This is a genomic window from Candidatus Tisiphia endosymbiont of Mystacides longicornis, assembly GCF_964031095.1.
Lineage (GTDB): Bacteria > Pseudomonadota > Alphaproteobacteria > Rickettsiales > Rickettsiaceae > Tisiphia.
Window position 1 is genome coordinate 1068925 of sequence record NZ_OZ035004.1, and the last position, 25681, is coordinate 1094605.

Sequence of the window (25681 nt, forward strand, 5' to 3'; positions counted from 1 at the left end):
ATATGCGTAAAGTGAGTTAAAAATTATCATTAGACCTCTTGCATAACCTAAAGATAATTGAGGAATTTTTAGGAAAAACGAAGTCGGGTACCGCAACGTACTAAGATGTACGTGAGGAACGGAGACGAGTTTTGACAACAAAATTACCAATTAGATTAGGTTATGCAAGAGGTCTAATGATAATGGTAATTTTGCCATGATAAGCTAGTATATTTAGGTAGCGATTGCAATTATTTGCAAGTTATTAGTTACATAAGGATTTATCTTATGCTATAATTCAATAATAAGAAAATAGGTCTGTACTTTAAGTATAACGATAAATGCAAATATAGAATTGAAATTTAGGTGTTACAATGAAGAAATTAATAATGTTACTGTGTTTTTCTTGTTTTTCAAGCATAGCATTTGCTAGTGGTTGCACTACTCCAGCTGATGCTGCTGCTTCAGATACGGAAATAAAATTAGAAGGTTTTTTTGGTTTCCAATCTGGTTATAGAAATCAAGGAAAATTGTCAGGAACAAGTAAAAATATTACTGATAATAGGAAAAATCTTGCATTTTATACGGAAGCTGCTTTTATGGCTACTGCCAAACAAGAATTGAATGATGTGACAGTTGGAGCCAAAATAGTTTTACTAACAACCACTAAACCAAAACTTTCTGCAGCTTATAATGGTTCTCATATTTTCTTAGAAACAGACTATGGTAAAGTAGAGTTAGGGACTCCTCATGATGCTAGTTCTAACATGGGTGTTGGTCCAGGTTCAATTGTGGCGGGGGCTGGTGGTTGGTCTAAGTTTGCCGTATTAAATGATGACAATATGAAGTATCAAGGTCAGCTACCAGATTTTATTACTTTTCCTGATACTTTTCAGATAAGTTCATACTCCAATAGTTTTGATGATATAAGCAAAGGAACTGAGGCATCTAGAAAAATTTCTTACTATACCCCGGAAATGAAAGGTTTTCAATTTGGTATTTCTTATATTCCTGATTCAGCAAATACTGGTGGTAATCGTAGTCTAAAAAACTTAGACGATAAGGGTTTGAGTAAATTAGGGGTTGGGGTAACTAAAGTAGATTTACAAGGCGTAAATGGTGCCAAAGGCAATCAGATAATTGTAAATCAGAATGTCAAAGATGCGATCTCTGCTGGGATATCCTATAAATATGAAATTATAGATGATGTATCAGTACAGGTGGCTGTTACAGGAGAGTATGCTAAACCAGCCGATAAGATTATAGTGTTAGATCCAGATAGCAATGTATTATCTAGAAATAAGCTATCAAATCTAACTGCTTACAATTTAGGGGCAGTCTTTACTTATGGTAATATTTCTTGTGCAGCTTCTTATGGTAGTTTAGGTAAAAGTTTGACTTCAAAAATTTATCATAAAGTTGGTCGTAACACACAATATTATAATGGAGCAATTGCTTATGGGCAGGGTCCTATGAAAACAAGTGTTTCTTATTTTAGATCGTTGAAATATAAAAATACTGTCGATTCAGTAAGTGTTGGTACTCAATATTTAGTAACACCAGGGTTATTGCCTTATGCTGAAATATCTTATTTCCAAGCTAAAGGTCGACCAGTTTATTTTGTTGAAGCTCCTAAGAAAAAGACTAGAGGTACTGTTGCTCTTATTGGTGCAAGGCTTAAATTCTAGTTTTGTCCTTAAGATCATTAACATATACTTGCAGTAAAACTGCAAGTATATGTCACCATCCTCTTTGCTTAAGATATATATTGAATAGCTATCTGACAGTCAAAAATTAACTAACAAAATGAGACAAGGAAGATTTTTATAAAATCTTCAATCTTCAATCTTAAATGCTCAAATTCTACAGAAATATATCTAAAATAAGCAAATAATGTTGTGCCTAAAAATCTGTAACCCTTATAAATTAAGGCTTACAGGACTCTTTCTTAATAAAAACTGCGGAAATCGGAATGAAGCAATCCAATAAGTGTGGATTGCCGCGACCACTATGTGGTCTCGCAATGACAGATAACGTCACTGCGAGGAGACCGTAAGGTCGACGAAGCAATCCAGAAAAGTGATTAGAAAGGATTGCCACGCTACCTATGGTGGCTTGCTAATATAGTCAATTCAGGGGAATTGGGTAGCAGGAACGATGGAGCGACGCCTATAAATAATAGGCGAGCATTGAGCTACGACGTCACCAACTTCCCATCAATTGACTATAGACGACTTTTCTACTTTATTTCCTTAAACTAACGCTTATGTGTCTATGTGGGCATGGCAATTAGAATTTCGGGCAAAAATTAGTTGTGCTTACTATTATATTTACTATAATAAATTCTTTAGAAAGCTTTGTAGCTAATCCGAATAAGTTTTAGATATCCCATCATTGCGAGGAGGCGTGAGCCGACGAAGCAATCCAAACATTGATTAAAAATGGATTGCCACGATCACTACGTGGTCTTGCAATGACGAAGATGTTATCTAGAACATTAAAGGGTTAGATTTATCTTAAAGGGCAGATATTACGTAAATTAAGGAGGGTTATGTATAGAATTAACTTTATTATTATAATCTTATCTTTCATACTTACAGGTTGTCTTCCAGCTATTTTTACTGCAGCCACTAGTTCTACTATCGCTGCTGCAAAAGATCAGTCCATTACTGAAACAATTGATGACGTAAAAATATCGGCAAAGATCAAAGCTTCTTTTATAAAAAATAGTTTCAGGGAATTATATACTAAGATTAAGGTTGAGGTAGAACAGGGTAGGGTGCTACTGACTGGAATCATAGATAAAAAAGAAGATGCATTAAAAGCTGTAGAACTTGTCTGGGATATAACAGGAGTTAGTGAAGTTATTAATGAACTGATAATAGATAAAAAAAGTGATCATTTTGACTTAGTGCAATACACTAAAGATGCTATGATTACTAGTCAGATTAAAGCTCGGCTTTTTATTAAGAGAGATATAAAGTGGGTAAATTACACCATTATTACAGTTAATAATATAGTATATATATTTGGTATAGCAAGGTCTGAAGAAGAGCTAGAAATGGTCACTTCTATTGCTTCTCAGATTAATGGAGTGGAAAGAGTAATCTGTCACGTTAAAATGAAGGAAACTAAAAAGATTAATAATGAACATGATATAAATGAAAATGAAGTTTAGATATATTCTTTTGTTGATAGTTTGTTGTATGGGGCTTAGTTCTTGTTCTACTTCATCAAAGACTAGCGTATATAAAAAATTATCTCAGGAAGATCCTAAAAATACTCATTACAAGGGACATTATAAGATAGGCAAAAAATATACTATCAAAGGTAAAACTTATCAGCCTAAGGAAGATGTTAATTGTGATCAAATAGGTATGGCATCTTGGTATGGTTTCAAGGATAATACTCATGGGAAAAAAACAGCCAATGGTGATATCTATAATAAACATATGCTAAGTGCAGCTCATCGTAGTTTACCGATGCCTAGTTTGGTCAAAGTTACTAACTTAAGTAATAATAAGTCCCTGATTGTGATGGTTAATGATCGTGGACCTTTTAAAAAGAACCGTATTATAGATGTTTCAGAAAAATCTGCTGAGATTTTAGGATTTAAAAGACGTGGTATAACAAAGGTTAGAGTGCAATATATGCCTAAAGATACTAAAGAATTTTTGCATAATATTGCTTTAAGACCTAAGGAAAATTGTATCGCCCAAAGAAAAGTAGCCAATCCTAAATGTAGCGTTAATTGTCATATAAAATTAGTAAATCTAAAACATAAATTGACAGTTAATCCTTGATTTACTGTCATTCCTGTGTAGGATGTCATTCCTACTTGACTTAGTGTTACCCCTGCGAAAGCAGGGGTCTAAGGTTCCCGCCTACGTGGGAATGACAAAAAAGTTAGGATAACGTTTTTTAGGGGATGGCATAAAGTTTGTAAATAGTTGAGAATATAGAGGAGTCATAGATGATTGTTCCTGGGAAATATAAACTAAATAGTACTCAATATCTCGAATCTTATAAAAAGATATTGTTGCTTAGAAGATTTGAAGAAAAATGTGGACAATTATACGGTATGGGTCTAATAGGTGGGTTTTGTCACTTATATATTGGACAAGAAGCGATAATTACTGGTATAGATTTAGTAAAACAGGCTGGTGATAATACTATTACCAGTTATAGGGATCATGCTCATATTATTTCAGCCGGGACTGAAGCAAAATATGTGTTAGCAGAGCTAATGGGTAAGGAAACTGGTTGCTCGAAAGGCAAGGGTGGTTCAATGCATATGTTTGACGTACAAAACAAATTTTACGGTGGACATGGCATTGTAGGAGCCCAGGTGCCGATAGGTACTGGTCTGGCTTTTGCTGAAAAATATCGAAATACTGATAATGTGTGTTTTACCTTTTTAGGAGATGGGGCAGTTAATCAGGGGCAAGTATATGAAGCTTTTAATATAGCGGCATTATGGCATTTACCGATAATTTATATTATTGAAAATAATCAATATTCAATGGGTACCTCAGTAGCCCGTTCGACCTTTATGACTGACCTTTACAAAAAAGGGGAGTCGTGTGGTATTACCGGCTTTAAAGTAAATGCTATGTCATTAGAATTGGTTTATGATTATGCTCGGCAAGCTGCAGAGTTTACAAGAAATGGTGGCGGACCAATAATATTAGAAATGGATTGTTATCGTTATCGAGGACACTCAATGTCTGATCCAGCTAAATATCGTAGTAAGGAAGAAGTTGATATCTATAAAGAACAAGACCCCTTATCGCGAGTGAAGGATATAATCCTGGATAACAAATATGCTAGTGAGCAGCAGTTGAAAGAAATTGACAAAGAGGTCAAAGATATTATTGCAGAAGCAGTTGAGTTTTCAGAAAGCTCAGCCTTACCGGATGAGAAAGAACTATATACTAATATTTATGTTGTGAATGAGTAGGAAGATGTTACAAATAACAGTACGGGAAGCTTTGCGTCAGGCAATGCAGGAAGAAATGTTGAAGGATGATAGCATCTTTATTATGGGAGAGGAAGTTGCCGAGTATCAAGGAGCATATAAGGTAACCCAAGGATTGTTAGAGCAATTCGGGGCAAAAAGAGTAATTGATACACCAATAACAGAACATGGCTTTGCTGGGGTGGCTATTGGTGCAGCTTTTTCGGGGTTGCGTCCAATTGTTGAATTTATGACATTTAATTTTGCTATGCAAGCAATGGATCAAATAGTTAATTCTGCAGCTAAGACTCATTATATGTCTGGTGGAATTATTAAATGTCCAATAGTATTTCGTGGACCAAATGGAGCAGCAAGTCGAGTTGCTGCACAACATAGTCAAAATTATACAGCTTGTTATAGTCATATTCCGGGGTTAAAAGTAGTAGCTCCCTATAGTGCAGAAGATCACAAAGGGTTGTTAATGACGGCTATTCGTGATGATGGTCCAGTGATTTTTCTAGAGAATGAAATTCTCTATGGGCATAGTTTTGAAGTTCCAGAAATAATCGAGCCTATTCCTTTTGGGCAAGCTAAGAAACTTATTGAAGGTGATGATGCTACCATAGTAACATTTTCCTTGCAAGTTAAGTTGGCTTTAGATGCGGCAAATAGTTTGCAGGATAATGGCATTAACTGTGAGGTGATTGACCTTAGAACGATCAAGCCTTTGGATATAGAAACTATATTACAATCAGTCAAAAAGACTAACCGATTGGTTATTATAGAAGAAGGTTGGTTTTTTGCCGGGGTTGGGGCAACTATAGCTAGCATGGTGATGAGTCAGGCATTTGATTATCTAGATGCTCCCATAGAAATTATCTCGGGTAAGGATGTTCCTCTACCATATGCTGTTAATTTAGAGAAATTAGCCTTACCAACTATCGAAGATGTTATTAGTGCTGTGAAGAAAGTGTGTTATAGTTAAGAGGAGTAATTATAGCACCATTTGTTGCTTTTCTGGATTGCTTCGTTGGCTTCCGCCCCCTCGCAATGACGTTTGGGTTGTATATACGTCATTGCGAGACCATGTAATGGTCGAAGCAATCTTATTTTTAATTATTTTCCTGGATTGCTTCGTCGGCTTATGCCTTCTTCTAATAGACAGCATGATGGGTGCTTACTCGGCTATAGATATAGCTTTTACTCGATAATCAAGTTTTTTTGTAGATTTGAATAAAATATAGAATAATGGTTGTCATCCTTACGAAGGCAGGGATCTAAAAATGCCATGAGATATTATAGATTCCGCACCGAAGCGGGAATGACAATTTACTTCTACTATTTATAAGCTCTGCAAAAAACTTGATTATCGAGTTTTAAGCTATATCAACTTAGAAATAGTTTTTCCACCAATAATATGGAAGTGAAAATGAAACACACTTTGTCCGGATATCACACCTTTATTGGTAATTAAACGGTAGCCATCTTGCTCTAAACCTACTAGAGATGCAATATAAGATAGTTTGGTAAAATAATCTTTAATTTCATCACCAGAAGCTTTGAGGATAAAGTCGCTATAGTCAATATACTCTTTTTTCGGTATAACTATTACATGTACCGGAGCTACAGGATTTATATCTTTAAACGCTATTAGATTCTCATCTTCATATATTATTTCTGCTGGCAGATACTTGCCAATAATTTTTGCAAAAACATTATTTTTGTCATACATATTCATTATACTCTAATTCTTATTACCTACATTAAGTGTTTTAAAAATTTTAATTCAGCTTCTATCGTATACTTGCAGCAAAACTGCATAACTTTATCTAATTTTTTTGTTAGTATGAATTTTTTATACATTTGGGTTTCATACTATGCAAATACCATCGATTACTATTGAGCAAGTAGCTCAGCAATTTAAAGCTTGGCGTCAAACTAAAACTAATAAGTTTGATCCTATACCAAACCATCTAAAGGAATTAGTTCACCAATTACTCCATCATTATTCTTACCAAGAGATAGCTAAACATCTTAATATTAATAAAGCAACAATTAGTTCAACTAAAAAAGCCCATGAACCTACCATCAAAACTTCTTCTGTCTCAACTTCAAATCAATCCCTACAACAAAATATTAATTTTCTCCCATTTCAACTAGTAAATTCTATAGATACCGATCCTGTAGCTGCTCCCAAGCAAAATCACTATACTTGTCACATTATTAAACCAAATGGTACCAAGCTTATTATCCAAACACTAGAGCCAAAAACTATAATTCAGACATTTTTATGCTGCAACTAACCCCGGCGTCAGTTATTTTTGTTGCCACTATTGCCATCGATTTTCGCAAGGGTATCGATGGCTTAATCGCTGTTTGTAGACAAAAACTTTCTTCTGACCCTCTTAATGGTTCCTTGTTTTTATTCTATAATAAAAACAGAACTGCCATTAAAATTTTGTCCTTTGACGGTCAAGGCTTTTGGCTATGCTCTAAACGCCTATCCAAAGGTAAATTTACGGCAAAACTTTTCCCATCTGATAATTCATCTTACCAAATTTGTTATAGAACCTTACACATTCTTATTCATAATGGCGATCCTAGTTCTGCCAAATTCTCTAATGATTGGCTTCCTGTCGTTTAAGCTGCTGTCTCGATTAATTCCGTATTATTCATATATCTTGCATAGGCAAAAGGCGTATAATCCTCAGGATGCTTCTTTGCTTTGCTACTATGCTCTTGTAGCCAATTTAAATATTTAAAGGCATTGATCTCGTTCTCACTACAAGTCTTTACTATACTATACAGACCACTATGTATCTCAGCACTATTGATTGTTTTAAAGAATAATGAATTCTTCCTTTGTAAAATAATGGTACGCAGTGATCTCTCAGCCCAATTATTATCAAGATTGCTAACTGGGATTTTTAAAAATTGGGTCAAACCTTCTTTATTATTTATCCAATATTTCATAGCTTGTCCAAGCCTACTATTAGGCTCAACTTTCTTGTCGTTAAATAATTCGTCTATTTTGTTATATATGTTTTCTATATATTTACTGCTATGTTCCTGATGATACCCAAGTTTCTCTTCAGGACTCATCTCTTTACATTGATGTTCATTGTGGTAAATCCCACGTGTTTGTTTGAGAAAATATCCGCATTCTTCAGGGTAATATAGTTCATTTTCTGTAAATTTTCTCTGACCATGTGACAAACAATTGATCATCACTATTATTGCCAGTAATTCTTTATCTGCTTCTGATAATACCGGGTTATTATTGTTACTTGCGTCAGTCATTAATTGGATAGAATCTGTTCTATTCTTACGATTCTTTAGTACGTTACCTATATTTTCTCCACCATGCCTATTACCGGTAAAATATAAAACTATTACCTCATTATTTGCAGTCTTAGCACATATTGTAGTAGTATAACAGCTGCGTCCTTTCTTATTTTGAGTACGTAATTTTTTATTGGCTATAGTAATTTCTAAAATCCTAGCTCTAGTATCATCAAGGTTCAGTGAACTACATTCGGCAGCCATTTCCAATAATACCCCGTAAATTTCAGCTCCACCACCTTCTTGCCAAACATCTAAATATTGTTGCCAGAGCGAGCTGTATGCTATAGGAACCCCGCTTAAACTCTGTAGCCTAGATAAACGGTAGAAAGGAGTACCATAGGTCTTTTGTAACACTATTGCACTTCTGCTACTATTTGTCCATTTGTTGATATTTTTATTGTTCATAACTGTATAATCGCAAGCATTACAGCGTAACGTTTTCTTTACATATCTGTTGACTGTAATTGGAGCATTACCTGTAAATTGTAGCAATTTTCTAGCTTCACTATTATATAGTTTGCCATTATAGCAGTGAGGACAGCTATCACCACTACAAAAATTCTCAGGAGTTAAATAGCTGGTATTCGCATCCTTATAATCATCAAACCCATATTTACCTTGCCAATTACTACGATCTATCTTTTTGGGCTTATCGCACTCTCCTTCATTACCACCATTCCCGTTATCAGATTCACCTGGCGGTTCTTTTAATGAATCTGAACTATCTTTTTTTTGTGATCTGCCTTAAAACCAATCAGCATTTCCTTAAGCTTATTTATACTGATATTTGATGATGCTAGCTTGTCTATTAGCTCGTTACAAAATTTCACAAGCTCTACTATCGTTTGCTGTTCATCTCCCGTTAATGAACTTTCCTTGACATGCTGTATTAGTTCTTCTCGTTCTTCAGCACTTAAGGTCGCTACTTTTGGTTTTTTCATTTGATTAATTATCATTATTATTAATATTTCAAATATTATAATATGACTGCTACTTTTTCAACTAGTTTTTTTATTAATCTGTTTTTTATTAATCGGTGATATTTGCATAGTAGAAATCCAAATTTATACAATAAATTCATACTAGCAAAGAAATTAGATAGTGTTACGCAGTTTTGCTGCAAGTATACCTTCTATCTCAGATTTTGCTAATATTATTTCTGTTAGTCGGTATTTTTTTTGTTTCAAATCATATTCTCTCATGTCAGCAGCAAAAAAACCAAATATTAACATAATAGCTATTCGACTGGCAAAGGTAAGATAAGTAAAACCTAAGCTTGATATAGCTACACTTATTATTAAAGTAATTATTAGTGCTAACCACATTCTGTGATATAATGCCCAAAATATATTAAAAAATGCAGCAAATAACGAAAAACCCTGTTTGATAATAATAAAATCATTATCTTTTTTTTGAGGATTAACATATATTGAATAAATATTCATAGGAGAGTCTTGTAATTATGATACTGAATGATTACTTAAACATCATAATAATAAACAAACAACTAAACATCAATAGCTAAACATCAATATTTAGAAGATTATTTATGTCAGACAACTCATTACACGGGACTACTATACTGTGCTTAAGAAAAGGCGGAGAAGTCGTGATTACCGCTGATGGTCAGGTTTCCCTTGGTAATACAATTTTAAAATCGACAGCCAAAAAATTAAGAACTATGTTCAATAATAGTATTATTGCAGGCTTTGCTGGCTCTACTGCCGATGCTTTAACTTTATTTGAAAAACTAGAATTAAAGCTAGAAAAACATTCATACCAGTTACTGAGAAGTGCAGTAGAATTGGCAAAAGAGTGGCGTAGCGATAAATATTTACGTAAACTTGAAGCAATGATGATTGTTGCAGATAAAAAAAATATATTAATTCTAACTGGTAATGGTGATGTAGTTGAACCTGACGGGGATGCTGCTGCCATTGGTTCTGGTGGATTATATGCCCTGGCAAGTGCTAGGGGATTAATGTCTTTTGATAATAACCTAACTGCAGAAGAGATTGCTTTAAAATCAATGCATATTGCAGCTGACATTTGTGTTTTCTCTAATCATAACATTATTTTAGAAAAAGTTATATGAGTACTAGTATTAAGAAAAAATCCGCGGGAACTCCTGCTAAATCTGTTAAAACTTCGGTTAAACCTGTAAGAACTCCACCTAAATCAGTGGAAATTCCTGCTAAATCTATGGGATTAACTCCTTCTAAAATCGTAGCTGAGCTTGATAGATTCATTGTTGGACAATATAAGGCCAAAAAAGCTGTGGCGATCGCTTTACGCAATCGCTGTAGGCGTAGAAATGTAGCCGAGCCACTTCGTCAAGAAATCGTTCCAAAAAATATTTTAATGATTGGATCAACTGGCGTAGGTAAGACTGAAATCGCTAGAAGGCTTGCTAAGCTTAGCGGCTCACCTTTTCTTAAAATAGAAGCCACTAAATTTACTGAAGTAGGATATGTTGGACGAGACGTTGAGTCAATAATACGAGATTTAGTGGAGATAGCTGTTAATACCCAAAAAGCTAATGCTAAAAAAGAAGTTATTGCTAATGCAACTTTAAAAACTGTAGAAAGAGTATTGGACGCTTTAGTAGGCAAATCGGCATCAGTTGAGACTAGAGAGAAATTTCGTCTTAAGCTTGAAAAAGGTGAACTCGATGATAATGAAATTGAGATCAATATAGCAGATTCAGGTAGCATATTTGGTAGTAATTTTGAAATTCCTGGTATGCCAGGAGCGGCTATGGGTGTGTTAAATGTTTCTGATATGATCAGCAAAGTCATCGGTACTAGTAAAACAAAAAACAAAAAAATGCTAGTTAAAGATGCTATGTTAACTATCTTGGCTGAAGAGTCAGATAAATTGATTGATCAAGAAAAAATTACTCAAGATGCATTAGTGCTAGTACAAAATGATGGTATAGTATTTTTGGATGAGATTGATAAAATCACTTCAAGACCTGAGGGAAAAAGCTCAGAGATTAGTAGAGAAGGAGTACAGAGGGATTTATTACCTATTATTGAGGGTACAACAGTTAATACTAAGTATGGTCCTGTAGAAACTGCTCATATATTATTTATAGCATCAGGGGCTTTTCATTTATCAAAACCATCTGATTTATTGCCCGAGTTGCAAGGAAGGCTACCTATTAGAGTAGAGTTAAACTCACTCACTAAGGAAGATATGGTGAAAATCTTGGTTGAACCAGAATCAAGTTTAATAAAACAATATTCAGCCTTAATTGGCACCGAAGGGGTAGAATTACAATTTACTGATAAGGCAATAGATAAGATTGCTACTTATGCAGCAAAAGTTAACTTAGAAATTGAAGATATTGGAGCAAGAAGATTGCATACTATTTTAGAAAATTTATTGGAGGATATAAGTTTTAATGCAAGTGACATGAAAGAAAAAAAGGTAGTTATGGAGGAGCATTTTGTCGACCAGCAATTATCAAAAATTATCAAAAATCTGGATTTAGTAAAATTTATTTTGTAAATGATAGTTCATCTTGGCAGTTTAACCTTTAGTGGTATAGACATTATTGATGTCGATGTGCAAGTACAGATATCGCCAGGTATACCTAATTTTACTATAGTAGGGCTAGCGGATAAAACCATTGGTGAGTCTAAAGAAAGGGTTAGGGCAGCTCTGTCTTCCATAGGTCTTGCCCTACCTGCCAAGAAAATACTTATAAATTTAGCTCCAGCCGATTTGGTTAAAGAGGGTAGTCATTTTGACCTTGCTATTGCTTGTGCTATACTTAGCAGTATGAAAATTTTACCAGCTGGAGAAATGCAAGAATATCTAGTAATAGGGGAATTATCTCTAGATGGTTCTATATTACCTGTCAGTGGAGCTTTGCCTGCTGCTATTGGTACTGCAGCTAGAAATAAAGGGCTAATTTGTTCAAAACAGAATGGTCAGGAAGCTGCCTGGTCTGGCAATAATAATATTTTGGTAGCAAGTAATTTAATAGAGTTAGTTAATCATTTTAAAGGTCTGCAAATATTATCATCACCAGAATTGGAAATTGACACTAGCATCATAAATTACCCTGACTTTAAAGAGATCAAAGGGCAGAAAACAGCCAAGCGAGCTTTAGAAATAGCAGCTTCAGGTAGCCATAATCTATTAATGTTTGGTCCACCTGGTACTGGGAAATCGATGCTGGCACAATGTATACCTGGGATATTACCCAAAATGCGACCCGAAGAAATATTAGAGTGCAGTACTATAGCAAGTGTTGCTGGCAAGTTAGCAAATGGCAAACTATCAAGGGTTAGACCCTTTCGTGCTCCTCACCATTCCTGCTCGATAGCAGCAATGGTCGGTGGTGGTGTGGGTAAAAGAGTAAAGCCAGGTGAGATTTCATTAGCCCATAATGGGGTATTATTTTTAGACGAATTACCAGAGTTTCCACCTAATGTTATCGAATCTCTAAGGCAACCAATTGAAACTGGGGAAATACTAATTGCTAGATCAAATTCGCATATTAAATATCCAGCTAACTTTCAGCTAATAGCCGCAATGAATCCTTGTAAATGCGGTTATTTAAGCGATCCGCATAAAGCATGTTCAAGGGCTCCAAAATGTGGTATAGTAAATCAAATTGAATTAGGTGATAAGATGTGGTATAAATAAAGGAAAAAATGTCAACAAGTCCATATAGTCAAGATTTAAGAGAAAAAGTAATAAATTATATAGAAAAAGGTAATAGTCAAGAATCTGCTGCTAGAATATTTGCTATACATAAAAATACAATTAGCCGTTGGAACGTAAGGAGAAGAAAAGAAGGAACAGTGCTGGCAAGAGCTAGACTAGGATTTAAAAGTAAGATTGATAAAAAAGCATTGGAATATTTCGTAACAAATAACCCTAATAGTAAGCTACAAGAAATTGGTAAGAATTTTGGAATTACAGGTTCTCAAGTAGCTAATATATTAAAAAAGTTAGGATTTAGTTATAAAAAAAAACCTTTAGCTATTTGGAAGCAAGTGCAGAGAAACGATCTGATTATTTAGAAAAGATCAGTAAATATGATAAAGATAAAATAGTATATCTTGATGAAAGTGGTATAGATATGACAATTTGCCAAGATAGAGGTTGGGGTAAGATAGGAGAATTATTGATTGGCAAGAAGAGTGGGAAGCATTATCAAAGGACTAATATAATAGCTGGTTTAGTAAATAACAAACCAATAGCCCCTTTTGTTTTTAATAAAACTTGTAATACAGAACTATTTAATAATTGGGTTGAAAAATTTTTGATTAAAGAGTTAACAGCAGGACAGGTTGTAGTGATGGATAACGTTAGTTTTCATAAATCTCAAAAGACAAAAGAGCTAATAGAATCAGTTGGTTGTGAAGTTATTTTTTTACCCCCATATTCTCCAGACTTAAATCCAATAGAAAAATTTTGGGCTAATATGAAGCGATGGATTCGAAACAAAATAGCGGAAATTGGTACATTATCTAAAGCTATTTCTGCATTCTTTGTCACCTAATTCAATTTGATTTACTATAGTGATTATCAGATGCGTATTTCTGGTCCAATCATGGATCGATTTGATCTACATATAAATGTAGGCTCTATCGATTCATATAATTATAATTTAATAGGAGATGATACAGAAGAAGGGTCTGAACAAATAGCCAATAGGGTCGAAATAGCTCGCAATATTCAACAAACTAGATATGAAGGATATAATATCAAAACAAATAACCGTTTGGATGGGCAACTGCTTATTGAATATGCACTACCAGTTGATGATGGAAAAGATTTACTTAACGAAGGTATACTTGCAGCAAAACTGCGTAACACTATCTAATTTCTTTGCTAGTATGAATTTATTGTATAAATTTGGATTTCTACTATGCAAATATCACCGATTAATAAAAAACAGATTAATAAAAAAACTAGTTGAAAAAGTAGCAGTCATATTATAATATTTGAAATATTAATAATAATGATAATTAATCAAATGAAAAAACCAAAAGTAGCGACCTTAAGTGCTGAAGAACGAGAAGAACTAATACAGCATGTCAAGGAAAGTTCATTAACGGGAGATGAACAGCAAACGATAGTAGAGCTTGTGAAATTTTGTAACGAGCTAATAGACAAGCTAGCATCATCAAATATCAGTATAAATAAGCTTAAGGAAATGCTGATTGGTTTTAAGGCAGATCACAAAAAAAAGATAGTTCAGATTCATTAAAAGAACCGCCAGGTGAATCTGATAACGGGAATGGTGGTAATGAAGGAGAGTGCGATAAGCCCAAAAAGATAGATCGTAGTAATTGGCAAGGTAAATATGGGTTTGATGATTATAAGGATGCGAATACCAGCTATTTAACTCCTGAGAATTTTTGTAGTGGTGATAGCTGTCCTCACTGCTATAATGGCAAACTATATAATAGTGAAGCTAGAAAATTGCTACAATTTACAGGTAATGCTCCAATTACAGTCAACAGATATGTAAAGAAAACGTTACGCTGTAATGCTTGCGATTATACAGTTATGAACAATAAAAATATCAACAAATGGACAAATAGTAGCAGAAGTGCAATAGTGTTACAAAAGACCTATGGTACTCCTTTCTACCGTTTATCTAGGCTACAGAGTTTAAGCGGGGTTCCTATAGCATACAGCTCGCTCTGGCAACAATATTTAGATGTTTGGCAAGAAGGTGGTGGAGCTGAAATTTACGGGGTATTATTGGAAATGGCTGCCGAATGTAGTTCACTGAACCTTGATGATACTAGAGCTAGGATTTTAGAAATTACTATAGCCAATAAAAAATTACGTACTCAAAATAAGAAAGGACGCAGCTGTTATACTACTACAATATGTGCTAAGACTGCAAATAATGAGGTAATAGTTTTATATTTTACCGGTAATAGGCATGGTGGAGAAAATATAGGTAACGTACTAAAGAATCGTAAGAATAGAACAGATTCTATCCAATTAATGACTGACGCAAGTAACAATAATAACCCGGTATTATCAGAAGCAGATAAAGAATTACTGGCAATAATAGTGATGATCAATTGTTTGTCACATGGTCAGAGAAAATTTACAGAAAATGAACTATATTACCCTGAAGAATGCGGATATTTTCTCAAACAAACACGTGGGATTTACCACAATGAACATCAATGTAAAGAGATGAGTCCTGAAGAGAAACTTGGGTATCATCAGGAACATAGCAGTAAATATATAGAAAACATATATAACAAAATAGACGAATTATTTAACGACAAGAAAGTTGAGCCTAATAGTAGGCTTGGACAAGCTATGAAATATTGGATAAATAATAAAGAAGGTTTGACCCAATTTTTAAAAATCCCAGTTAGCAATCTTGATAATAATTGGGCTGAGAGATCACTGCGTACCATTATTTTACAAAGGAAGAATTCATTATTCTTTAAAACAATCAATAGTGCTGAGATACATAGTGGTCTGTATAGTATAGTAAAGACTTGTAGTGAGAACGAGATCAATGCCTTTAAATATTTAAATTGGCTACAAGAGCATAGTAGCAAAGCAAAGAAGCATCCTGAGGATTATACGCCTTTTGCCTATGCAAGATATATGAATAATACGGAATTAATCGAGACAGCAGCTTAAACGACAGGAAGCCAATCATTAGAGAATTTGGCAGAACTAGGATCGCCATTATGAATAAGAATGTGTAAGGTTCTATAACAAATTTGGTAAGATGAATTATCAGATGGGAAAAGTTTTGCCGTAAATTTACCTTTGGATAGGCGTTTAGAGCATAGCCAAAAGCCTTGACCGTCAAAGGACAAAATTTTAATGGCAGTTCTGTTTTTATTATAGAATAAAAACAAGGAACCATTAAGAGGGTCAGAAGAAAGTTTTTGTCTACAAACAGCGATTAAGCCATCGATACCCTTGCGAAAATCGATGGCAATAGTGGCAACAAAAATAACTGACGCCGGGGTTAGTTGCAGCATAAAAATGTCTGAATTATAGTTTTTGGCTCTAGTGTTTGGATAATAAGCTTGGTACCATTTGGTTTAATAATGTGACAAGTATAGTGATTTTGCTTGGGAGCAGCTACAGGATCGGTATCTATAGAATTTACTAGTTGAAATGGGAGAAAATTAATATTTTGTTGTAGGGATTGATTTGAAGTTGAGACAGAAGAAGTTTTGATGGTAGGTTCATGGGCTTTTTTAGTTGAACTAATTGTTGCTTTATTAATATTAAGATGTTTAGCTATCTCTTGGTAAGAATAATGATGGAGTAATTGGTGAACTAATTCCTTTAGATGGTTTGGTATAGGATCAAACTTATTAGTTTTAGTTTGACGCCAAGCTTTAAATTGCTGAGCTACTTGCTCAATAGTAATCGATGGTATTTGCATAGTATGAAACCCAAATGTATAAAAAATTCATACTAACAAAAAAATTAGATAAAGTTATGCAGTTTTGCTGCAAGTATACAAAACAAATAACCGTTTGGATGGGCAACTGCTTATTGAATATGCACTACCAGTTGATGATGGAAAAGATTTACTTAACGAAGCCGCTACAAAATTTCGTATATCAATGCGGGCATATAATAGAATCTTACGAGTTGCAAGAACTATAGCTGACCTAGAAGGTTCTCGCAATGTCTATAAGATACATATTGCCGAAGCACTAAACTATAGAAAAATGGATAATAACCTATAGTTAACTCGAGAGGGGCAGGTGTCATCTCTGCTAGAATTAGTGTCACCCCTGTGAAGGTAGAGGTCTAGATTCCCGCCTACGCTGGTGGGTTAATTATATGTTCAAACCATATTTAGCTAGTAAAGAGGAAAGTTCAGATTTTATACTATTCATTCCTTCCAAACTATCTGATTCATATCTAGCAATAATTTTGGCTTCAGTGTTAGAGGCTCGGAGTAACCACCATGCATTAGAGTCAATTGATGAGTCAATCCTTATACCATCAATGTCATTGAAAGCGATATTTTGGCTAATTAAATCATCTTTTATTTGCTGAATAATATCAAATTTGAGATCATCTGGTACCGGGATGCTAATTTCAGGAGTGCTGTAACATTTAGGTAGCTCATCTATCATATCGTCCAAGGTTTTTTCTGATCTTGATAATAAATCAAGAAACCGTAGAGCAGCGTAAATTGCATCATCGTATCCATAATATTTATCAGCAAAAAATATGTGACCACTAGTTTCGCCGCCCAGTAATGCCTTAGTTGTTTGCATCTTGTCTTTAATAAAGGAATGACCTGTTTTCCACATTATCGGTCTTCCACCATATGACTTAATCTGATTAAATATGGCGCTACTTGATTTAATATCCATGATAATAGTTGCTTGTGGATTTTGGTCAATTATATCTTTTGCTAATATACAAAGAATCTGGTCGCCTAAAATTATTCGTCCTTTCTTACTTATAATGGCTATACGATCGGCATCTCCATCAAATGCAATACCAATATCGCAATCTTGGGTTTTCACTACTTCTATTAGTTGTTCTAGATTTTTAGCAATAGTGGGATCTGGGTGGTGATTAGGAAAATTACCATCAATTTCCGAATTGATAACGATATTTTTGTTGGGTAACCTTAATGCTAATAGATCAGTAATATTTCCAGCCGCACCGTTAGCTGGATCCCATGCTACTTTTATTTTAGGTTCTATAGTTATTTCTTGTAAAATCCGATCTATGTATTGAGCTGTGATATTTAACTTTTGCACATTAGCTGGGGCTATAAACTTATCAGCCATACTATAGCTAATCCGATTAGCATTTAGCCATAGTAAACTGGCGTCATTGCGAGGAGGCGTAAGCCGACGAAGCAATCCATTTTTAATCGTTCTTTTGGATTGCTTCGTCGCTACTACAGTAGCTTCTCGCAATGACGGCGTAATGTTAATTGAGTTAGCTATAGACCAATCAGTATTTAGAATGCTATTTAGTAAATGTTGTATTTGTTGGTCAAAAAAAGACTTGCCTTGCGATAACATCTTAAAACCATTATCATCTTTGGGATTATGTGAACCTGTGATCATTATACTAGCTTGTGGTTTAAATATCTTATCAGCAAAATATAGCATAGGAGAGGGGGCGACTCCTATTGAGATAGCCTGTCCACCAGCTGAGATAATGCCATTAACCAAAGCATGGTAAAGGGCAGGGGAGCTTAATCTACCATCTCGCCCTATCAATATTTTGTTCCCTTGTTTAGATATATTTAGTTTGGTAAAACAAAATCCAATTTTATAAGCAATAGTTGTATTAATATCCAGCAGACTGCTTCCACGAATATCGTACAATCTAAAAATTGTTCTATTTATTTCCATTGTCATTACTATTTTAGTATAATAGACCTCTTGCATAACCTAAAGATAATTGAGGAATTTTTAGGAAAAACGAAGTCGAGTACCGCAGCGTACTAAGATGTACGTGAGGAACGGAGACGAGTTTTGACAACAAAATTACCAATTAGATTAGGTTATGCAATAGGTCTAATTAAGTGATTTAAAGAGTTGATAGTATAAATGAAAATTTTAGCATTGGATACGGTAAATAATAGTGCATCTGTTGCGATTTCTGAAGATAAAGTTATTTTGGCCTATATCGAGGATTTAAGACCCTCTATGCAGGCTGAAACAATAGTACCAATGATTGAAGAAGCTCTGAGAATAGCAAAGCTTTCTTACCATGACTTAAATTACCTAGCCGTTACAAATGGTCCAGGTAGTTTTACCGGTATTAGGGTAGGGTTGTCAGTAGCAAAAGGCATTTTGCTAAGTACCAATATCATAGGTACTACTATATCTAATTTTGAGTATTCCTGGCGGAGAGCCACTAGGCAAGTAAATAACCATAATAAAAAGGTTAATTTTAAGTTTTTTATTTTTCTTAATGCATATAGAGAGCAATTATATAGCCAGGTTTTTGATCAAGATGGACAGTCATCTATTCCTTTATTGATAAATTATGACCAAGTTGGGCAGTTATTAAATACAGAAGATAATATTATTAAAGTCTGTGCTGGTAGTGGGTTAGAGATGATATACGACAAGATTAAGGATTTAGAAAATGTAATAATCTTACCGCGTTTCACTAAAATTAAGGCATGGCATATATGTCAATATATAGCTGATAAAATAGCTGAAAAATGTAATTTTTCTAACTCTATCGAGCCATTATATATTAGAATGGCTGATGTGAAGATTAAACAGAGTTAGCTATAGCTTTAGCCTCAGCGTCATTGCGAGGAGACCGTAGGTCGACGAAGCAATATAGTCTTGATGTATCTATACTAATTCTCATGGATTGCTTTGTCGCTGCTAAAGTAGCTCTAAGCCATGACTCTTAGCAGTCAGCTTTTTTACTGATCATAAGGAAATAAATAAAAAATTGTAGAGTACTATTCTCTAGTAAAATTACAAAATCCCTGAAAGAGTAATAAGTAACTGGCGGGGCGTAGTGAACAATTTCCGAACCCAACCAGATACCAAATTGCTTATTATACAAGTGCTTACGCTCTATTATTAGAGCTTCGTTACTTCATATTCTAACTCCATATTTTTTCCACAAAATGCCATCGAAATTTTGAGTATTTGTTTTACATGCTGATATTCTTTTATCCTAGTATCATATTTCTTATCTATAATTTGTTGTAAGCCAGATTTAGCTATATCTGCTAAATCTTCTGAGGATTTAGCGATTTTATACTCGATAATCATCGCTTTATCACCTTTGCCCACTTTCGGGATCATCATCATATCTGGACGACCATCGCCTGATTCTTGTTCACTTGATATTATATAACGAAAAGATAGAGTATTGATCAGTCCTAACATAAAGCCACTATAAAACAATTCTGCCTTCTTCTCGCCAGTTTGATGAAAACTAGTAGAGTTAAGTAGTAACTCTTGCATATTCTCTTTAAACTCCTCAATTTTACCATCTGGCAGTAAGCTAACTAATGAATAATATAACGAACTATCCATTTGTATTTGTTTACTAACCCATTGTAGCAATCGTGCATTATATATATTTTTTACTTCTCTATTAGGCACAGATAATTTATAGATACTTTCTTCTTGGTCAATAGTTGTTGGGTTTAAATAGCCGCTAAATAATAATAAGCTAAACAAACCTCCGCGTGAACTGATATCAGCAAAACTTATATATTTGGTAATAGGAGAAGTAATAGCTTTTCCTGCGGCTAAAGCCTGAATATCTGTTTGCATCTCATCTGAGAGCAATACATGATCAATCCAATCAGTCCCACCACTATCAATCCAATAATGATCCAACTTACCTTTATTTGCCAAACATTGCATAATTGACCATGGATTATAAATGACTTCTCCACCAAAATTATAGCCATTATACCAATTTTTAATCTTTTCTGGATCTGTATTAGTTGGGACGATGGTCAATAATTCATCAACTTCTGCTTGGGTAAAGCCGTAACTGCTAGCAAATTTTTTGTCTAATAGACTACATTCAGTTAAATTATTCAAATCTGAAAACAAATTAGCCTTAGCAATCCGTAATATGCCGGTAATAACGCCTTTTTGTAATGAATCATTGGTTTTAAGACTATTGCCAAATATTGCCCGGAATAGTTTAAGTACCTGATTAAATTCTTCTTTATGACCAAATTCCATATAGGAACTATTAATTGGCGTATCATACTCGTCAATTAGTATGTAAACTTTCTGATTAAAATGTTTATAAAGTAAATCGCTTAAAAATTTCAAACTATTCTCAAGCTCTACTTTGTTAAATTCTCCAGAAAAATATCTAGTTAATTGTTTCTTTTGTGCATCATTTAATAAATTTTCCTTATCTGTTAAATAAGTCTCCAAATAACGATAATTACTAAATAACTGTATTACTTGATAATTGATTTTACTTTCAATTTCCTCATAACTACTTCCCCTAACACCCTTAAAACTTATAAGAATAACTGGAAATTGACCTTGACGTTTCATAGAGTTTGCTACACTAGCAATTTTTAATGGCTTTAGTTCTTTAGTCTCATCAAATCCTAAATCCACTTCTCCTCCGCTAAACAGCTTATGATTAACTCTTTGTTCTTGCGGCAATTGTATCCCATACTCATCCACTTCTATTTCTAGAAATCTTCGCACCATATCCATATTCAAGCTCTTCCCCCAACGCCTTGGGCGAGTAATGAGTGTGACTGCCCCACTATCTTCTAATAATTCTTTGATCATTAGACTCTTATCAACAAATACATCACTATTTAGCAATAATGTCTTGAAGTCATCAGTACCAACTAACATGGTTGGTTGATCATCAACATTATTTTTATTTTTTTCTTCTATCATTGTTCTCATCTGTTCCTTCCAACTATAATATCCATTATACTACTTTTTTATTGTCCACTAATAGCTAATTAGCAAAATTTTTATAATTTTTTGTTTTTTTATAGTGAATTAACCTGAATTAACACCCAGACGATATAATTATGCAGCCTTAGAAAATGTTATAATTTCAGTGCCGTTTTTGTGATATTTTTACCTCGTGTTTTTAATTGTATAATTACCACTAAATTTGATATTCCACAAATTTCTTTAAAAATCACTTTACATGTTAAAATATATTAATATTATATAAAGTATATTAGACTTTAATAGTAAAGATTATTTTATTATGCCATAGAATAGAACTCGTGTGAGTCTAAAGAATGTCATTGCGAGGAGATGCTTTGTAACACTACGTCATTGCGAGAAGGCATAAGCCGACGAAGCAATCCATTTTTATGTCATCCCTGCGAAGGCAGGTATCTATAATAATATTCAGGGTTTTTTGGACATTATTTTAGATCCCGCACCGAAGCAGGTATTACACAAAACAGGCTTGCTTCGTCACCGCTAAGCAGCCCCTTACAATGACGTCATACCAATCTAGTTAACTATAAATAAAAGAGAGAAAAACAATGCCGTTAGAAGAAAAAATTGTACAACAAATAACAAGTAACTCTATTACTACTCTTTACCTTGGGGATAACGAGATAGGAGAGGATGGAGCAAAGGATTTAGCAAAAGCCTTAAAGATTAATAAATCTATTACTAATCTTAACCTTTTGCGTAACAAGATAGGAGATGCTGGAATGAGAGATTTAGCAAAAGCCTTAAAGAATAATCGCTCTATTACTAAGCTTACGCTTACTGATAACCAGATAGAAGATGATGGAGTACAGGCTCTAGCAGAAGCCTTAAAGGTTAATTATTCTATTACTTATCTTGAGCTTCGTTATATAGTAAATCAAATTGAATTAGGTGACAAAGAATGCAGAAATAGCTTTAGATAATGTACCAATTTCCGCTATTTTGTTTCGAATCCATCGCTTCATATTAGCCCAAAATTTTTCTATTGGATTTAAGTCTGGAGAATATGGGGGTAAAAAAATAACTTCACAACCAACTGATTCTATTAGCTCTTTTGTCTTTTGAGATTTATGAAAACTAACGTTATCCATCACTACAACCTGTCCTGCTGTTAACTCTTTAATCAAAAATTTTTCAACCCAATTATTAAATAGTTCTGTATTACAAGTTTTATTAAAAACAAAAGGGGCTATTGGTTTGTTATTTACTAAACCAGCTATTATATTAGTCCTTTGATAATGCTTCCCACTCTTCTTGCCAATCAATAATTCTCCTATCTTACCCCAACCTCTATCTTGGCAAATTGTCATATCTATCCCACTTTCATCAAGATATACTATTTTATCTTTATCATATTTACTGATCTTTTCTAAATAATCAGATCGTTTCTCTGCACTTGCTTCCAAATAGCTAAAGGTTTTTTTTTATAACTAAATCCTAACTTTTTTAATATATTAGCTACTTGAGAACCTGTAATTCCAAAATTCTTACCAATTTCTTGTAGCTTACTATTAGGGTTATTTGTTACGAAATATTCCAATGCTTTTTTATCAATCTTACTTTTAAATCCTAGTCTAGCTCTTGCCAGCACTGTTCCTTCTTTTCTTCTCCTTACGTTCCAACGGCTAATTGTATTTTTATGTATAGCAAATATTCTAGCAGCAGATTCTTGACTATTACCTTTTTCTATATAATTTATTACTTTTTCTCTTAAATCTTGACTATATGGACTTGTTGACATTTTTTCCTTTATTTATACCACATCTTATCACCTAATTCAATTTGATTTACTATAACAAGATAGGAGATGATGGAGTACAGGCTCTAGCAAAAACCTTAAAGATTAATCACTCTCTTACTACTCTTGACCTTTATAATAGCCAAATAGGAGATGCTGGAGCACAGGCTATAGCAGAAGCCTTAAAGGATAATCACTCTATTACTACTCTTTACCTTCATACTAACCAGATAGGAGATGCTGGAGCACAGGCTGTAGCAGAAGCCTTAAAGGTTAATTACACTATTAATTATCTTCACATTCGTAGTAACCAGATAGGAGATGCTGGAGCACAGGCTATAGCAGAAGCCTTAAAAGTTAATAAATCTATTACTAGTTTTTACATTGATCGTGGTAATCCGATAGGATCTGTGGGAGTGAAGTATCTAGCAGATGCCTTAAAGATCAATAAATCTATTGTTACTTTTGGCACTGCTTTTAACAATATAGGAAATATTGTAAAGAAAGAGATAGAAACAGCCTTACAGATTAATAACGAACTTGCTGCAAAGACCAAACAAGAAACTTTAGCAAAACAAGCAGCTGAACAGGCAAGGCAAAAAGAGGCTGAAAGACTTGAAAAGGAGGCAAAGCTTAGAGAGCAAGAGGCAGCTGAACAAGCTAGACAAGAGGCTCTAGCAAAACAAATAGCCGAACAGACAAGACAAAAAGAGGCTGAGAGACTTGAGAAGGAAGCAAAGCTTAGAGAGCAAGAGGCAGCTGAACAAGCTAGACAAGAGGCTCTAGTAAAAAAATACATAGCTGAACAAGTTAGGCAGCAAGAAGCTGAAAGAGTTAAGCAACAGGCAAAGCTTAGAGAGCAAGAGGAAGCCAAGGCGGCAAAAGAAGCAGCTGAATTAAAGGCTATAGAGGAAGCAAAAATAAAAGAATATATCCCCAATATACCGGCTGTAAAATTATTTGAGGTAGCAGGTAGGGATAATCAGTTTGATAATGATGATCAGGCTACTATCCAGCAAGTATCAGATTTAATGCGAGATGGTAACGACCACCTACAGGAGAATGTTAAAAAAGCGGTACTGGTGGTTGGTAAGACTGGGGCTGGCAAGAGTACGCTGGTTCACGTTCTTAGTGGTAATGAACTGCAAGCTATTAGGGATGATGCAACTAGCGAGCTGGTTATTGACGCAATACAACCACTTAGTGATATTGTCATTGGTCATAAAATGTCTTCCGAAACCAAAATTCCTAATAAATGTTTGGCTAAAGACCTAACCATTTGGGATTGCCCTGGCTTTAATGATACTGATCTTGTTCAGGAAATTGCTAACATCTTTTATATTAAAAGGCTTTTTGAGATTACAGATCAACTAAAATTTGTGCTGGTGGTAGATGAATCAGATTTAAGGAGTAATAGAGGCAGTGATTTCCTTGAAACTTTATCTAATTTTATAAAAAGTTTGTATACTTGCAGCAAAACTGCATAACTTTATCTAATTTTTTTGTTAGTATGAATTTTTTATACATTTGGGTTTCATACTATGCAAATACCATCGATTACTATTGAGCAAGTAGCTCAGCAATTTAAAGCTTGGCGTCAAACTAAAACTAATAAGTTTGATCCTATACCAAACCATCTAAAGGAATTAGTTCACCAATTACTCCATCATTATTCTTACCAAGAGATAGCTAAACATCTTAATATTAATAAAGCAACAATTAGTTCAACTAAAAAAGCCCATGAACCTACCATCAAAACTTCTTCTGTCTCAACTTCAAATCAATCCCTACAACAAAATATTAATTTTCTCGTATACTTGCAGCAAAACTGCATAACTTTATCTAATTTTTTTGTTAGTATGAATTTTTTATACATTTGGGTTTCATACTATGCAAATACCATCGATTACTATTGAGCAAGTAGCTCAGCAATTTAAAGCTTGGCGTCAAACTAAAACTAATAAGTTTGATCCTATACCAAACCATCTAAAGGAATTAGTTCACCAATTACTCCATCATTATTCTTACCAAGAGATAGCTAAACATCTTAATATTAATAAAGCAACAATTAGTTCAACTAAAAAAGCCCATGAACCTACCATCAAAACTTCTTCTGTCTCAACTTCAAATCAATCCCTACAACAAAATATTAATTTTCTCCCATTTCGTATACTTGCAGCAAAACTGCATAACTTTATCTAATTTTTTTGTTAGTATGAATTTTTTATA

At 34.1% G+C, this 25681-nt stretch carries 30 protein-coding genes and 2 pseudogenes; 22 read left to right on the forward strand and 10 right to left on the reverse strand.

Annotated features, from left to right (window positions below; all coding sequences use genetic code 11):
- Positions 1 to 353 precede the first annotated feature (353 nt).
- From ACQH6S_RS05445 to ACQH6S_RS05470, 6 genes are all read left to right on the forward strand, one after another.
- A complete protein-coding gene (locus ACQH6S_RS05445; protein WP_425360464.1) occupies positions 354 to 1667 on the forward strand; it encodes a porin in 1314 nt (437 codons plus the stop codon).
- 405 nt (positions 1668 to 2072) lie between these two features.
- Positions 2073 to 2240 carry a palindromic element RPE2 domain-containing protein gene (locus tag ACQH6S_RS05450; protein WP_425360463.1) on the forward strand — a complete coding sequence of 56 codons (168 nt, stop codon included), beginning with the start codon at positions 2073 to 2075 and terminating at the stop codon, positions 2238 to 2240.
- 290 nt (positions 2241 to 2530) lie between these two features.
- Positions 2531 to 3157, forward strand: coding sequence for a BON domain-containing protein (locus ACQH6S_RS05455; protein WP_425360462.1), 627 nt, complete (start codon positions 2531 to 2533; stop codon positions 3155 to 3157).
- Positions 3158 to 3185: 28 nt separating this feature from the next.
- Complete coding sequence (locus tag ACQH6S_RS05460; protein ID WP_425360461.1) at positions 3186 to 3782, forward strand: septal ring lytic transglycosylase RlpA family protein; 597 nt, start codon at positions 3186 to 3188, stop codon at positions 3780 to 3782.
- A gap of 170 nt (positions 3783 to 3952) precedes the next feature.
- A complete protein-coding gene (gene pdhA / locus ACQH6S_RS05465; protein ID WP_425360460.1) occupies positions 3953 to 4939 on the forward strand; it encodes a pyruvate dehydrogenase (acetyl-transferring) E1 component subunit alpha in 987 nt (328 codons plus the stop codon).
- 4 nt (positions 4940 to 4943) lie between these two features.
- Positions 4944 to 5921: a pyruvate dehydrogenase complex E1 component subunit beta gene (locus ACQH6S_RS05470; RefSeq protein ID WP_094648688.1), complete on the forward strand. Its 978-nt coding sequence runs from the start codon at positions 4944 to 4946 to the stop codon at positions 5919 to 5921.
- A gap of 396 nt (positions 5922 to 6317) precedes the next feature.
- On the opposite strand, the gene ACQH6S_RS05475 is transcribed toward ACQH6S_RS05470, so the two are convergent.
- The gene (locus tag ACQH6S_RS05475) at positions 6318 to 6668 is read right to left on the reverse strand and encodes an HIT domain-containing protein (protein WP_425360459.1); all 351 of its coding nucleotides are present in this window, start codon (positions 6666 to 6668) and stop codon (positions 6318 to 6320) included.
- A 145-nt stretch (positions 6669 to 6813) separates the two neighbouring features.
- Here ACQH6S_RS05475 and ACQH6S_RS05480 point away from each other — a divergent pair, with 145 nt between their 5' ends.
- Both ACQH6S_RS05480 and tnpB (ACQH6S_RS05485) read left to right on the forward strand, forming a co-directional pair.
- A complete protein-coding gene (locus ACQH6S_RS05480; protein WP_341758053.1) occupies positions 6814 to 7239 on the forward strand; it encodes a hypothetical protein in 426 nt (141 codons plus the stop codon).
- Positions 7227 to 7580: an IS66 family insertion sequence element accessory protein TnpB gene (gene tnpB, locus ACQH6S_RS05485; RefSeq protein WP_341752109.1), complete on the forward strand. Its 354-nt coding sequence runs from the start codon at positions 7227 to 7229 to the stop codon at positions 7578 to 7580. The genes ACQH6S_RS05480 and tnpB (ACQH6S_RS05485) overlap by 13 nt, the downstream gene beginning before the upstream one ends.
- Here the strand turns inward: tnpB (ACQH6S_RS05485) and ACQH6S_RS05490 are convergent.
- The 3 genes from ACQH6S_RS05490 to ACQH6S_RS05500 form a co-directional block, all read right to left on the reverse strand.
- Positions 7577 to 8686: an IS66 family transposase gene (locus ACQH6S_RS05490; protein ID WP_425364395.1), complete on the reverse strand. Its 1110-nt coding sequence runs from the start codon at positions 8684 to 8686 to the stop codon at positions 7577 to 7579. The two genes, tnpB (ACQH6S_RS05485) and ACQH6S_RS05490, sit on opposite strands and share 4 nt — an antisense overlap.
- 302 nt (positions 8687 to 8988) lie before the next feature.
- Positions 8989 to 9237: a hypothetical protein gene (locus ACQH6S_RS05495; protein WP_341758049.1), complete on the reverse strand. Its 249-nt coding sequence runs from the start codon at positions 9235 to 9237 to the stop codon at positions 8989 to 8991.
- Between the two features lie 138 nt (positions 9238 to 9375).
- Entirely contained in the window at positions 9376 to 9726 is a 351-nt protein-coding gene (locus tag ACQH6S_RS05500; RefSeq protein ID WP_425364404.1) for a DUF2628 domain-containing protein, read from the reverse strand.
- 104 nt (positions 9727 to 9830) lie between these two features.
- Here ACQH6S_RS05500 and hslV point away from each other — a divergent pair, with 104 nt between their 5' ends.
- The 8 genes and pseudogenes from hslV to ACQH6S_RS05540 all read left to right on the forward strand — a co-directional run bounded on the left by hslV (position 9831) and on the right by ACQH6S_RS05540 (position 15925).
- Positions 9831 to 10376 (forward strand): ATP-dependent protease subunit HslV, encoded by a 546-nt coding sequence (gene hslV / locus ACQH6S_RS05505; protein ID WP_094648690.1) that lies wholly within the window; start codon positions 9831 to 9833, stop codon positions 10374 to 10376.
- Between the two features lie 107 nt (positions 10377 to 10483).
- Positions 10484 to 11794, forward strand: a complete 1311-nt coding sequence (gene hslU / locus ACQH6S_RS05510) for an ATP-dependent protease ATPase subunit HslU (RefSeq protein WP_425364711.1) — start codon at positions 10484 to 10486, stop codon at positions 11792 to 11794.
- The gene (locus ACQH6S_RS05515) at positions 11795 to 12940 is read left to right on the forward strand and encodes a YifB family Mg chelatase-like AAA ATPase (RefSeq protein WP_425364405.1); all 1146 of its coding nucleotides are present in this window, start codon (positions 11795 to 11797) and stop codon (positions 12938 to 12940) included.
- A gap of 8 nt (positions 12941 to 12948) precedes the next feature.
- On the forward strand, positions 12949 to 13320 hold the full coding sequence (locus ACQH6S_RS05520) for an IS630 transposase-related protein (RefSeq protein WP_425364376.1): 372 nt from the start codon (positions 12949 to 12951) through the stop codon (positions 13318 to 13320).
- Positions 13284 to 13802 (forward strand): IS630 family transposase, encoded by a 519-nt coding sequence (locus ACQH6S_RS05525; RefSeq protein ID WP_425364377.1) that lies wholly within the window; start codon positions 13284 to 13286, stop codon positions 13800 to 13802. Before ACQH6S_RS05520 ends, ACQH6S_RS05525 begins: the two co-directional genes overlap by 37 nt.
- 30 nt (positions 13803 to 13832) lie before the next feature.
- A pseudogene (locus ACQH6S_RS05530) lies at positions 13833 to 14090 on the forward strand (ATP-binding protein); the annotation flags it as partial.
- Positions 14091 to 14264: 174 nt separating this feature from the next.
- A complete protein-coding gene (locus tag ACQH6S_RS05535) occupies positions 14265 to 14513 on the forward strand; it encodes a hypothetical protein (RefSeq protein WP_341758049.1) in 249 nt (82 codons plus the stop codon).
- Positions 14514 to 14815: 302 nt separating this feature from the next.
- Positions 14816 to 15925, forward strand: coding sequence for an IS66 family transposase (locus ACQH6S_RS05540; protein ID WP_425364395.1), 1110 nt, complete (start codon positions 14816 to 14818; stop codon positions 15923 to 15925).
- On the opposite strand, the gene tnpB (ACQH6S_RS05545) is transcribed toward ACQH6S_RS05540, so the two are convergent.
- Both tnpB (ACQH6S_RS05545) and ACQH6S_RS05550 read right to left on the reverse strand, forming a co-directional pair.
- Positions 15922 to 16275: an IS66 family insertion sequence element accessory protein TnpB gene (gene tnpB, locus ACQH6S_RS05545; protein WP_341752109.1), complete on the reverse strand. Its 354-nt coding sequence runs from the start codon at positions 16273 to 16275 to the stop codon at positions 15922 to 15924. The genes ACQH6S_RS05540 and tnpB (ACQH6S_RS05545) overlap by 4 nt on opposite strands.
- Positions 16263 to 16688, reverse strand: coding sequence for a hypothetical protein (locus ACQH6S_RS05550; protein ID WP_341758053.1), 426 nt, complete (start codon positions 16686 to 16688; stop codon positions 16263 to 16265). Before ACQH6S_RS05550 ends, tnpB (ACQH6S_RS05545) begins: the two co-directional genes overlap by 13 nt.
- 79 nt (positions 16689 to 16767) lie before the next feature.
- Here ACQH6S_RS05550 and ACQH6S_RS05555 point away from each other — a divergent pair.
- A pseudogene (locus tag ACQH6S_RS05555) lies at positions 16768 to 16986 on the forward strand (YifB family Mg chelatase-like AAA ATPase); the annotation flags it as partial.
- Between the two features lie 105 nt (positions 16987 to 17091).
- On the opposite strand, the gene ACQH6S_RS05560 reads toward ACQH6S_RS05555, so the two are convergent.
- On the reverse strand, positions 17092 to 18639 hold the full coding sequence (locus ACQH6S_RS05560; protein WP_425360457.1) for a phosphomannomutase/phosphoglucomutase: 1548 nt from the start codon (positions 18637 to 18639) through the stop codon (positions 17092 to 17094).
- A gap of 198 nt (positions 18640 to 18837) precedes the next feature.
- Between ACQH6S_RS05560 and tsaB the strand changes: the two genes are divergently transcribed.
- Positions 18838 to 19530 carry a tRNA (adenosine(37)-N6)-threonylcarbamoyltransferase complex dimerization subunit type 1 TsaB gene (tsaB, locus tag ACQH6S_RS05565; RefSeq protein ID WP_425360456.1) on the forward strand — a complete coding sequence of 231 codons (693 nt, stop codon included), beginning with the start codon at positions 18838 to 18840 and terminating at the stop codon, positions 19528 to 19530.
- A 306-nt stretch (positions 19531 to 19836) separates the two neighbouring features.
- Here tsaB and ACQH6S_RS05570 read toward each other — a convergent pair whose 3' ends face one another.
- Entirely contained in the window at positions 19837 to 21651 is a 1815-nt protein-coding gene (locus ACQH6S_RS05570; protein ID WP_425360455.1) for an AAA family ATPase, read from the reverse strand.
- A gap of 611 nt (positions 21652 to 22262) precedes the next feature.
- Between ACQH6S_RS05570 and ACQH6S_RS05575 the strand changes: the two genes are divergently transcribed.
- The gene (locus tag ACQH6S_RS05575) at positions 22263 to 22637 is read left to right on the forward strand and encodes a hypothetical protein (protein WP_425364406.1); all 375 of its coding nucleotides are present in this window, start codon (positions 22263 to 22265) and stop codon (positions 22635 to 22637) included.
- Here ACQH6S_RS05575 and ACQH6S_RS05580 read toward each other — a convergent pair.
- Both ACQH6S_RS05580 and ACQH6S_RS05585 read right to left on the reverse strand, forming a co-directional pair.
- Positions 22602 to 23120 carry an IS630 family transposase gene (locus ACQH6S_RS05580; RefSeq protein ID WP_425364377.1) on the reverse strand — a complete coding sequence of 173 codons (519 nt, stop codon included), beginning with the start codon at positions 23118 to 23120 and terminating at the stop codon, positions 22602 to 22604. The two genes, ACQH6S_RS05575 and ACQH6S_RS05580, sit on opposite strands and share 36 nt — an antisense overlap.
- Complete coding sequence (locus tag ACQH6S_RS05585) at positions 23084 to 23455, reverse strand: IS630 transposase-related protein (protein WP_425364376.1); 372 nt, start codon at positions 23453 to 23455, stop codon at positions 23084 to 23086. Before ACQH6S_RS05585 ends, ACQH6S_RS05580 begins: the two co-directional genes overlap by 37 nt.
- 41 nt (positions 23456 to 23496) lie before the next feature.
- Here ACQH6S_RS05585 and ACQH6S_RS05590 point away from each other — a divergent pair, with 41 nt between their 5' ends.
- The 3 genes from ACQH6S_RS05590 to ACQH6S_RS05600 are packed head-to-tail and all read left to right on the forward strand — an operon-like array spanning position 23497 to position 25654.
- Positions 23497 to 24939, forward strand: coding sequence for a hypothetical protein (locus ACQH6S_RS05590; protein WP_425364407.1), 1443 nt, complete (start codon positions 23497 to 23499; stop codon positions 24937 to 24939).
- Positions 24940 to 24993: 54 nt separating this feature from the next.
- Entirely contained in the window at positions 24994 to 25368 is a 375-nt protein-coding gene (locus tag ACQH6S_RS05595; RefSeq protein WP_425364408.1) for a hypothetical protein, read from the forward strand.
- A complete protein-coding gene (locus tag ACQH6S_RS05600; RefSeq protein WP_425364409.1) occupies positions 25343 to 25654 on the forward strand; it encodes a hypothetical protein in 312 nt (103 codons plus the stop codon). The genes ACQH6S_RS05595 and ACQH6S_RS05600 overlap by 26 nt, the downstream gene beginning before the upstream one ends.
- Positions 25655 to 25681 lie beyond the last annotated feature (27 nt).